Annotated in this window: 7 protein-coding genes; 5 read left to right on the forward strand and 2 right to left on the reverse strand. The window is 51.4% G+C overall.

The features are described 5' to 3' along the window. Positions 1 to 17: 17 nt before the first annotated feature. Both ABE504_RS28230 and ABE504_RS28235 read right to left on the reverse strand, forming a co-directional pair. Entirely contained in the window at positions 18 to 1,640 is a 1,623-nt protein-coding gene (locus tag ABE504_RS28230; RefSeq protein WP_430095289.1) for a response regulator, read from the reverse strand. Next, the gene (locus tag ABE504_RS28235) at positions 1,615 to 3,447 is read right to left on the reverse strand and encodes a cache domain-containing sensor histidine kinase (RefSeq protein WP_430095290.1); all 1,833 of its coding nucleotides are present in this window, start codon (positions 3,445 to 3,447) and stop codon (positions 1,615 to 1,617) included. Before ABE504_RS28235 ends, ABE504_RS28230 begins: the two co-directional genes overlap by 26 nt. Positions 3,448 to 3,513: 66 nt before the next feature. Here ABE504_RS28235 and ABE504_RS28240 point away from each other — a divergent pair, with 66 nt between their 5' ends. The 5 genes from ABE504_RS28240 to ABE504_RS28260 all read left to right on the forward strand — a co-directional run bounded on the left by ABE504_RS28240 (position 3,514) and on the right by ABE504_RS28260 (position 10,767). Continuing rightward, the gene (locus tag ABE504_RS28240; RefSeq protein ID WP_430095291.1) at positions 3,514 to 4,953 is read left to right on the forward strand and encodes an ABC transporter substrate-binding protein; all 1,440 of its coding nucleotides are present in this window, start codon (positions 3,514 to 3,516) and stop codon (positions 4,951 to 4,953) included. A gap of 106 nt (positions 4,954 to 5,059) precedes the next feature. Beyond that, entirely contained in the window at positions 5,060 to 6,592 is a 1,533-nt protein-coding gene (locus ABE504_RS28245; protein WP_430095293.1) for an ABC transporter substrate-binding protein, read from the forward strand. A 103-nt stretch (positions 6,593 to 6,695) separates the two neighbouring features. Continuing rightward, positions 6,696 to 8,723, forward strand: a complete 2,028-nt coding sequence (locus ABE504_RS28250; RefSeq protein ID WP_430095294.1) for an MGH1-like glycoside hydrolase domain-containing protein — start codon at positions 6,696 to 6,698, stop codon at positions 8,721 to 8,723. A 144-nt stretch (positions 8,724 to 8,867) separates the two neighbouring features. Further along, positions 8,868 to 9,791 carry an ABC transporter permease gene (locus ABE504_RS28255; protein ID WP_430095296.1) on the forward strand — a complete coding sequence of 308 codons (924 nt, stop codon included), beginning with the start codon at positions 8,868 to 8,870 and terminating at the stop codon, positions 9,789 to 9,791. A gap of 13 nt (positions 9,792 to 9,804) precedes the next feature. Continuing rightward, complete coding sequence (locus ABE504_RS28260) at positions 9,805 to 10,767, forward strand: carbohydrate ABC transporter permease (protein ID WP_430095298.1); 963 nt, start codon at positions 9,805 to 9,807, stop codon at positions 10,765 to 10,767. The last annotated feature ends 20 nt before the right edge of the window (positions 10,768 to 10,787 follow it).

Below are 10,787 nucleotides of genomic sequence, written 5' to 3' on the forward strand. Positions count from 1 at the left end.
ACAGCCTTGTTCCTCAATCAATCATGCGGGAACAGCGAGCGGTATTTTTGCGGGTGAATGCCCGTGTATTTTTTGAAGACGGTGCTGAAATAAGTGGCGTTCTCGTATCCGACCATTTCGGCGACTTCCAAAATTTTCAAGTCATTATCTTTCAGCAGCTCTTTGGCCGCTTCCATGCGCACCTTCGTCACGTATTCGGTAATATTTTCGCCGGTTTCCTGTTTAAAAATCAAGCTGATGTAGTTCGGAGACAGGAAGACTTCCTCGGACAGCCGGGCAATCGTCAAGTTTTCCATATACTTTTGCGCGATAATGTCTTTGATTTTTTTGATCGTGTGGCTGTTCTTCTGGCTATGTTTCAAGGAGAAGTAGTCGGTTAGGCGGCTGAAAAATGCTTGCATCATGTCCTGCAATTCGGCAGCGTCCCGTTTGTTGTACACCTCGCTGAATATCGCCGAGAAATTGTCAACGATCGATTCAATGTTTTCGCCGAGCTCGTACAACGTTTTCGACGCCATATTGATCAGCTCGATGCAGATGCTCTGAACATATCCCGCCGGACTGTTGTGGCTGGCGCAGACGGAGTCGAATATGTCCTGCAATTTGTTCGCAACTTCCTCATGATTGCCTAATTTCATGAAGTTCAGCAGCTTAATCTGCTCTTCGTATACCGAATGATATTCCGAGCCGACGCGATTCGTAGTGAAGTCGCTGATTTGGAGTACGGAATTTTTCCCTGTGAAAAAGCGGTACTCGATCGCCGAAGACGCTTCATGGCAGGAGTGGTGCAGCTCGAGAATTTTTTGCACCGGATTGCCGATGCCGGCGGAGATCGGAATTTTCAGAAATGTGTTGATGCAGTCGATCATTTCCTGGCACAAGTCGACATGTTGGCCGCTGCTCAGAGCGGTCTGGTTGAAAATAACGACGAACTCGTTCTCGCTCATGGCGAAGGCGACGCCGACCCGGCTGCGGTTCACGATTTCCTCCAAAATATTCGTGATCGAGAAGCTGAGCAACTGCTTGTACTCCTCGCTGTAGCGCTTGATCGCTTCCTCGTACTCGTCGACCCGCAAAACCGCCACCCGCCAGGAACCGACCATGGCGAGCGGGAGATTAAAAAAGATCAGCTTCTCCTGCACCTCTTGCTCGGTTTTGTAGATACCTTGCATCAGGCTGGCAAGGAACTTTTCGCGCAGCGCCGGCATATTTTCCTGCAGCTGCTGCTTTAACCGCAGCTCATGCTCCTCGCGATTGCGCTCCATCGTAATGGAGGAAACGACTTTGCTGACCGTTTCCTGCAGCTCATTGATTTTGATCGGCTTCAGAATGTAGCCGTCGGCATTCAACTGCAGCGCCGTTTTGGCGTAATTGAAATCCTGCGCCCCACTTATGATAATGAGACGGACTTGCTCATCCAGCTCCTTGAGCTTCAGAGCCGCTTCCAGACCGTCCATCATCGGCATGCGGATGTCCGTAAGCAAAATGTCGGGCTTCAGGGAGCGGCACAGATCGAACGCTTCCTGGCCGTCCGCAGCGACGGCTACGACCTCGATGCCCATGTCCTCCCAGGGTATAAGCTCCTTCATGCCTTCCCGCACGTTGTATTCGTCGTCAGCTATGATCATTTTCAGCGTCATGTTCCAAGCCCTCCAAAGTTGTTGTACACGGAAACGTCACAGTGACGGTAACGCCCGGGCCTTCGTGGTTGCTGTAACGAAGGCCGGAGCTTGAGCCGAACACTTGCTGGATCCGTTGATTCACATTTTTCATGCCGAACGAGTTGCTGTTGCGGTCATTCTTCAGCATGTCATTCAGCTCGTCGATATCGGCACCTACGCCGTTGTCGCTGATCTCAATGACAATCTGGTCGTCTTCTTTGCGCGCTTTGACGGTAATGACGCCATTTCCGCGCCTTCTTTCAATGCCGTGCAGCAGCGAATTTTCGACCAGAGGCTGCAAAATCAATTTGACCGCATAATGTCCATACACCTCCGGCTCGATCTCAATGCTGTATTCCAGTCTTTCGTTGAAGCGCACTTTTTGAATCGATAAGTAGCTATCTACCTGACGCAGCTCGTCCTCGATCGGGATGATCGTACGGCCATTGCTTAAGCTGTAGCGGAAAAAGTCCGACAGCGACGTGACCATCTGGCTGATCTCAGGCACGCGGTGCCGCAGCGCGATCCAGTTGATCGAGTCCAGCGTATTGTACAGAAAGTGCGGATTGATTTGCGATTGGAGCGCTTTCAGCTCGGCTTTCTTCTTCTTGACCTCGCTGATGTACAATTTATTGATCAGTTCCTTGATTTGCTTTATCATTTTATTATATTGGCTGAACAAATACGTAAACTCATCTTTGCGCTTGTACTGGATCGGGATGTCAAAGTTTCCTTCCTGCGCGTAGGACATCGTTTTGATAAATTTGCGGATCGGGTTCGTGATGTTGTTGGATAAGAGCAGCGCGATCGAAAAGGCGAGGATCATACACAGCGCCATCACGACGTACATCGCTCTTCGAATCGAAACCAGCTTGCCGTTCAGATCGCTGACCGGAGAAACGGAGACGATCATCCAGCCTAACGTATCGATTTGCCGGTACGATACAAGCTTGGATTCGTCCTGAATGTCTTCGGTGTAGGAACCGCTGTGGCTCGCCTTCTCGTTCAGCAGCTTTTGAATGTAAGGCTCTGCGGACAAATTTTTATTCACAAAAGATTGGTCCGGACTGACGATGACGTTGGCGTTGTCGTCGATCACGACGATCGTGCTGTGCGTCGAAGGCTTTAATTGATCAAGAATGCTGACGAAATTACCGATATCGGCTTCGACTGTCAGCAGGCCGACGTAAGGAATGATCGCGTTTTTCAAGCCGTACAGCCGCTTGGCCAACATAATCGTCGCTGTATTTTGCAAGGCCGATGCAGGACGCGGTCCGACGATCGTGTAGCGGGCTTTTGTGGGCAGCTTGACATACCAGTCCTCCGTCTCAATTTCGCTGATCGTCGAGATGTTGCGCGAGAAGTTATACTGCAAATATTCGGGCCGGTCTTGCATGTACAGTTTCGGCATGAACTTCCGGTCGTGATCGCCGGGCAGATCGTAGCTTTTGAGGATCTTATCCAGATTCGTCAGCTCGTTCACAACGGCGACCTGATCGATCGGGCGCTCGGCGGAGAGCAAATCCGTCATTTCCGGATTCAAATAGATGGAGTCGGCGATTCCATCCATCTCTTCGAATTTATTAATGAAGATCGTCTCCACCATGTTCAAGTTTTTTTGCACAGCCGTATTAATATTTTCGGTGATCGTCCGGTACGACTCATTGTACAGCGTAATCGAAATGATCGACGTGGGCAAAATAACGAGAAACAGGAAGTAGAGCAATAGCCGGTATTTGAGGCTAACATTGTAAAACGGCAGATAAGACGCCAATTTCCGCAGCATACGCAAGGCTCCCTTGCAATCAAGTGGGAATATCTTGACATCATTATAAAGGAAGGAAACTTAAAAATGAACTCTAGCTTTCGGTGTATTTCCGTGAACCTGATTTTGACCGGCGTCCTCGCAAGCTGCTTGGCCGGCTGCGACCGGCAGAGCGACAATGTTCAGATCGACGGACAGCAGGCTGCGGCTCAGGTGAAGTCGCTGACGCTGGCCGTGCAATCGTATGCCGACGAGAAGACGCTGGAAAGCTTGCTCGACCGGTTCCGGGAGACGCATCCTGGATACGAGGTCAAATTGCTCAATTTGCCCAAAGATCGTTATGACGAGTTTCTGAATATGCGGATGACTTCGGGCGAGGGTCCCGATGTATTCCAGCTTGCGACTGGTTGGCTGGCGGCGTATACGGATAAAAACTATCTGCTGGATCTGTCGAAGGTCGTGGATGAATCCGTTCTGAAAAAATTTCCGGAGTGGGCAGTGAATTACTCGATGGATAAAGGTGATCGCATCTATGCGATTCCTTCCGACGTAATGACGCTGCGGCTTATTTATAATAAAGATTTGCTGAAATACGCCGGGCTGAACCCGGACGTTCCTCCCCAAACGCTGCAAGAGCTGCGGAGCTATGCCAACAAAATTTCCGACGCGGGAACCGGCTACCGGAAATACGGATTCGCGCTTCCGGCTGGCGATGACGAGACGTTTCGCAAAGCGATGGAAATCGCCGGTACTTACAGCGGCGTGTACTATTACAATTTTGCCGACGGCCGGTATGATTTCAGCGGTTACGAGCCGTGGTTCCAAACGATGAGCGCCATGAAAAAGGAGGGCGGCTTGTTCCCGGGGGAAACCTCGCTGCAAACCGATACGGCGCTGGCGCAATTCGCGGAAGGGAACATCGGCATGATGCTGGTGACCAACCACGATTTTGCGATGCTGGGCCGCGTCAAGCCGCTGCAATTTGCGTGGGGAGTCGCGATGCCGCCGCTCCTGGACAAGTCCGGCCGGGGGCAAGGTGCTTTAATGGAATACCCCGAACCGCCTTTTGTCATCAATGCGTACACGGCGCACAAGACGGAGTCCGTGGAGCTTTGGAAATTTCTCCAATCGCCCGACTTTCTTGGCGCTTTGTACCAGCAGGGAGACGCCATTCCGACGCAGGCCGGCATTACGGCGGATCCGCAGTACCGGCCTTTGCTGCCCCAATTCAGCGCCTTTCTCCCGACTAGCGAAGAGTCGCCGTATCCAAGGGAGCCGAAGTTCATTTTGAAAAACTTTCCGACACTGTTCTCCCCCAAAAATTTGGGCGACGCGATGCGCATGAAAGCCTACAGGGAAGTGATGCAGGGCGTTCATTCGCCGGAGGAAGTGCTGGGAAGCCTTACGGCGCAGTACAATGAGTCGCTTGAGATTGCGATAGGTCAGCAACTGGTTAATATGCACGATTTCGTGGATCCGTCTTTCGATTTTCGATTTCCACTTAAGAAAAAAGTGATAGAAAATTGAATGTCGCTATAGATAATTTTATTCAGTTCCACCAAGTAAGCGTCTACAATGAAAACTGTAAAGCAAGCCACAACGCCAAAATTATTTATATCAGGGAGGGTTTTGTTTGAAAAACAGAAATAAGATCGCAACGTCACTTCTTTCCACTGTGGTCGTAACTTCCATCGCACTGACAGGCTGCGGCAAAAGCGATGAGGGGCAGAACGCACAATCTACGGCTGCGGCCTCGACGGCGCCTACAGCGGCAGCAGCTACGCAAAAACCTCTTGATCCGGTCGAGTTGTCCATCTACTATCCGGGTACGGCTCAGAAGGATGTCGCTGCTGTTGAGGAAGAAATGAACAAGCAGCTTAAGGACAAGATCAATGCCACTGTCAAGATCAATGCTGTTGACTGGGGGAACTGGGCACAAAAAATTAACCTGATGTCAGCTTCCGGCGAGCCGTTCGATCTCTTGTTTACGGCTGGCTGGGACAATTTCAGCGGCAACGTAGCGAAGGGTGCGTTCCTTGATCTGACTCCGCTGATCGACAAATATGCGAAAGAAACGAAAGCGCAAATGAATCCGCTACTGCTGTCCGGTACGGCCGTGAACGGAAAAAATTACGCGATTCCAGTAGAAAAAGAAATGGCTCAAGAGTTTGGTGTTGTGCTCAATAAAGACCTGGTGGACAAATATAAGTTCGACATTACGAAAATCAAGACACTTGCGGATTTGGAGCCGATGCTGCAAACGATCAAGGAGAAGGAGCCGGGCGTAACGCCGATGTGGGGCGGGAAAAACAATATTTCTCTGATTCCATTCGAGCAAATCGGCAACGGCGCCGTTCCTGGAGCTATCAAAAACAATGATGGATCGACGAAAGTCGTTGATCAGTGGGAAACTCAAGAAATGAAGGATCAGTTGAAGCTGCTCAAAGATTGGAATGCGAAAGGGTTTTTCCAAAAAGATCCTGCTACGCAAAAAGACGCTGGTCCGTCTAATAAAGCGGGTACGACATTCGCGCAATGGCAGCAGTTGACACCTGGGAAAGACGCCGTTCTTAGTCAGCAATGGGGGCATCCAATGGTGCAAGTTGTGCTGACTCAGCCTTACACATCCAGCGGTGACCTCAATGGCGCCATGACCGCGATTTCCAGAACGTCCAAAAATCCGGATCGCGCTATGATGCTGATCAATCTGCTGCATACGGATGCCAAATTGCTCAACACACTTGTTATGGGTGTAGAAGGCAAGCATTATGCGAAAGTAAACGATACGACGATCAAAGTTCCGGACGGCATGAAAGCAGGACAAACCGGCTACGTGCCAGGCAACAACTACATGTTCGGCAATCAGTTCCTGAACTATCTGTGGGATAACGAAGATCCGAAAAAATGGGATCAATACAAGCAATTCAACGCATCGGCGAAGCCTTCCGCGATCGTAGGTTTCAGCTATGACGCAGAACCTGTTAAAAACGAAGAAGCCGCTATCGTCAACATTTACAACGCGTATATCGATGGCTTGAGCACAGGTGTTATTGATTACGAGAAAGAACTGCCGGTCTTCATCGATAAAATGAAAAAAGCCGGACTGGACAAAGTTATCGCCGAGAAACAAAAGCAAGTTGATGAATTTTTGAAAACTAAAAAATAATCAGGTACGGGCACTGCGCGAGCCGGCAAATTGATTGCCGGCTTCTTGCGTATGCGCGAAAATGCCGGTGCGAGACATAGGTGCAGAGGGAGAGGGTATACAGATGACATACGAATTACAGGAATTTGCTTTAGATTTGCGAAAAAGCACGGCTCCAAGCAATTACATTTGGGTTAACAGTGGGTTTTCGACGGCAGCGCCGCTTGCGCACACGGTTATGGGCGTGAACGGCTGGTTTTCACCGCCGTTTGCGGCACGTGATTCCGTTCTGCATGTGCAAATCACAGCGGACGGACATGTGATTGAAGATACGGGGAACTTGGGCAAAGGCGATTGCGGCTTGCTGTTTGCCGGCGCCGAGTGGCGTCCGGACCGGATCGCGAGAAAAGGCACTTACCACTATTATGTGAACGATCAGCTGCTGTCGCTTGCGCTAGAAAGCGAGTTGACGCCGCTTTCCGATCAGGCTGGCTTCGTCTTGAGCGTTCGCGTGAAAAACAGAACGCAGCGCAAGCTAGACGTCACACTCACGCCTAAGCTGATGCCCGGCTGTCCGAACCGCGTCCCGCTGGACGAGTGGGACTTTGTCTTTCCACGGCAGGGGGAACCGGCGCAATTGCTTGAAGATTCCGTGTGGGAGAATGAGGCCGTACGGTTGACGTTGTTGGCCGATACGCCGGACAGTGTACCGTTGCAGCCGAACGAAGAGAGAATCGTGCGGTTTGCCGCTGTTGTTACACCTAAAGGAGAAGCGGTATCCGGCGCGTCTGATTTGGCCGCTTGGGTGAAGGCTACCGAAGCGTTCTGGCAGCAGCGACTGGATGCGGCGAATCGCCATGTGCCAACGCTGCGCAGCGACATTCCAGGACTCGAAGACTACTATCGCCGTTCGCTGATCAGCGGCATGGTTTGTCTATGGTACAAACCGGAGTTAGCGATGCAGCCGTTTCCTGCCGTAGCAGGTATGGAAGGTGCAGGCGTATGTGTGTATCCATGGGACGTGGGCGGCTATGCGGGCAAAGCGATCAATCTGCTGCTGGGCAAAGACAAGTCGATCGAGCTGGCTCGTCTGATGGCGGTTGGCGGCATCGATCGTCATTCCCGTTTTTCACCGAGCGGCAAGGGACTTGACGGCGTATATTCTTACAGTCTTTGGTCGTTCTATAACTTGATGTGGTGCGTGACAACGCAGCATGGCCCGATTACCGAGATGTTCCCGCTCTTGAAGGAGATGCTGCTGAAAGACGAAGAGCGACTGCCGCATCGCGGGGAGTTGCTTGATTACGGCGACCAGCGCCAACTGCTGGAAATGCGTACAGCCGCTCATCAGCATGTCGTCTCCAGCCCGAACGCGGAGCGCGCCTGGTGCTACGACCGGCTTGCCGATTTGGCCGACCATCTGGGCGAGGAAGGCGCAGCGGAATGGCGTGACAAAGCGGAACGCATTCGTGCGGCAATTCGCGAGCAGCTGTGGGACGCGGACAAAGGCTGGTTCAAATGTATTTACCCCGATGAACATATCGAATATGTGTATACCATTCAGGCATTCGACTCGCTGCGTATGGGTGTGTGCACGCCGGAGATGGAGGCTGCGCTGCTCTCCCACCTGCGGGAGGGCGCTTTCCTCGGCGAGTACGGGGTAAGCAGCATCTCCGCCGAAGACGAACTGCATTACGAGCTGAACGACCCTGACTGGTCGGGAGGCGGCAGTTACACGGGCGAAGCACCGGTGCTTGCGCATACGCTCTGGGAAATCCAGAAGCCCGAGCAGGCGTGGGACGTGCTGAAGCGGCTGTTCTGGATGGGCAAGCAGCTGCCTTACTACCCGCAGGAGCATTACAGCGACCGTCCGATGGCGCCAGCGCATAAGCGGGCCAATATCGTGGCCGGGCTTGCCGGCGTGGAAGCGGTTCTGTTCGGCATGGCCGGGCTGGAGCCCCGGTTGAACGGCGAGCTGTGGGTGTCCCCGCAGCCGCCTGCAGAGGGCAGCGTCTCCATCACCGGTTACCCGCATAGGGGCCAGCGTGTGGATGTGCACATGTCGCCTGGCATGTGCCGGATCGTCTGCGATGGGCAAACCGTGTACGAAGGCGCGCCGCAAAGCGTGCTGGCGTGCCAAGGCAATCAATGATCGACAAGCACCGGCGACCGATGGAGGGTCGCCGGTGTTTTTCAATTTCAAATAGATATTTTAAAGTTATCTTAGATTATTTTATTCATTAAACGCATGGCTGCTTTTACAATGGAAGAAACGACAGAAAGAGGAGTGGGCTTTATGAGAAGTACCCCGGGGTTCCTGCGCAATATAATCAAATATCGGGCCTTATTCCTGATGATATTGCTTCCGGCAGCCGTCTTGATTTTCAATAACTATATCCCGATGTTCGGTGTCATCGTCGCGTTCAAAAACTATAACTTTGTCGACGGTATTCTGGGAAGTCCATGGGAAGGATTTTCGAATTTCAAATATTTGTTCCAGACTGAGGACGCCTGGTCCGCTACGCGCAACACGGTGCTCTACAACGCGCTGTTTATCGTGTTGAACACGGTTTGTGCGATCTTCTTGGCCATTGCGCTCAATGAATTGAGAAATAGAAGGCTGGCGAAATTTTTCCAAAGCAGCTTGTTGTTCCCGTATTTCTTGTCCTTTGTTGTTGTCAGCTATTTGGCTTACGCGTTTCTCGGCGGAAATGGATATATCAACAAAGCGATTCTCGAGCCCCTCGGCATCGACACCGTTTCGTGGTACACAGAGTCGAAATATTGGGTCTTCATCCTGCCGCTGGTCAATCTTTGGAAAAATATCGGGTACAGCATGGTGGTGTATCTGGCCTCGATCGTCGGGATCGATCAGGAGTATTACGAGGCGGCCGTCATCGACGGGGCATCAAAGTGGCAGCAGATTCGCAGCATCACCATCCCGCTCATGGCGCCGGTTATCGTGATCTTGGTCATCTTGCAGATCGGAAGAATTTTCAATGCGGACTTTGGTTTGTTCTATCAAGTGCCTCTGAATACAGGTGTGTTGTATCCGACGACGAACGTTATCGATACTTTCGTATACCGATCCCTGCTCGTCAGCGGAAACGTCGGCATGTCGGCTGCGGCCGGTTTGTATCAGTCGACAGTAGGTATCGTGCTTGTACTGGTGACAAACCTCATTGTCCGTAAATTCAGCAAAGAAAATGCACTGTTTTAGGAGGAGACGCTAGATGGCTGCACATATAGATTCCCAAACGCAAACGATCGAATCCACCGGGCAAACCAGCAAGACGGAGTCGAACAATTACAGTAATCGGATTTCAGGTCTGGCGAACTTCCTGCTCGTTGTCATGTTTACGGTGCTCAGCATCGTCTGCTTGTATCCGCTGTTGCTCGTCATCGCGGTTTCGTTCACGGACGAGCATACGATTATAACGAGTGGTTATAACATTTTTCCCAAAGTGTTTTCCACTTTTGCCTACGAGTATTTGTTTCAGGATGCCGAAAAAATTTTTCGCGGATACGGCGTGTCCATTGTGGTGACGGTCATCGGGACGATCGTCAGCTTGCTGCTGACAGCGTTGTTCGCTTACCCGATCTCCCGAAAAGATATGCCGTACCGGAATTTTCTCTCGTTTGTCGTGTTCTTCACGATGCTGTTCGCCGGGGGGCTCGTTCCGTGGTATTTGACTTACTCGGCTGCGGGACTGAAAGATACGCTTGCAGCGCTCATCATTCCGCATCTCGTTGCGCCGTTTAACGTGATCATCATGCGGACATTCTTCGCCAATACGATTCCCGTTTCCTTGATTGAATCGGCCAAAATCGACCGCGCCGGCGAGCTGAGGATTTTCGCCCAGATCGTCATGCCGCTGTCGCTGCCAGTGCTGGCGACGATCGGCCTTTTCCAGACGCTGGTCTATTGGAACGATTGGTTCACTAGCTCGGTATTTATTAGCAACGACAAGCTGGTCAGCTTGCAGTACTTGATGTACAAGGTCATTTACAATATTCAATACTTGAATTCAGGGCTGGTTGATACGTCTGTAGCCGGTGAGGCTGCCGCAGCGATACCGAAAGAAACCGTACAGATGGCAATGGCCATTATCGGGATCGGTCCAATTATTTTCGTCTATCCGTTATTACAAAAATATTTTGTCAAAGGCTTGACCATTGGAGCCATCAAAGGATAGATATGAGTTTCCAAGCGGAG

The sequence above is a fragment of the Paenibacillus oryzisoli genome, assembly GCF_050467285.1.
In the GTDB taxonomy this organism is placed as follows: Bacteria; Bacillota; Bacilli; order Paenibacillales; family NBRC-103111; genus Paenibacillus_E; species Paenibacillus_E oryzisoli_A.

Coding starts and splice junctions, on each gene's coding strand:
- ABE504_RS28255 (WP_430095296.1), top strand. CDS start 8,868: ATGAGAAGTACCCCGGGGTTCCTGCGCAATATAATCAAATATCGGGCC.
- ABE504_RS28260 (WP_430095298.1), top strand. CDS start 9,805: ATGGCTGCACATATAGATTCCCAAACGCAAACGATCGAATCCACCGGG.
- ABE504_RS28235 (WP_430095290.1), bottom strand. CDS start 3,447: ATGCTGCGGAAATTGGCGTCTTATCTGCCGTTTTACAATGTTAGCCTC.
- ABE504_RS28230 (WP_430095289.1), bottom strand. CDS start 1,640: ATGACGCTGAAAATGATCATAGCTGACGACGAATACAACGTGCGGGAA.
- ABE504_RS28240 (WP_430095291.1), top strand. CDS start 3,514: ATGAACTCTAGCTTTCGGTGTATTTCCGTGAACCTGATTTTGACCGGC.
- ABE504_RS28250 (WP_430095294.1), top strand. CDS start 6,696: ATGACATACGAATTACAGGAATTTGCTTTAGATTTGCGAAAAAGCACG.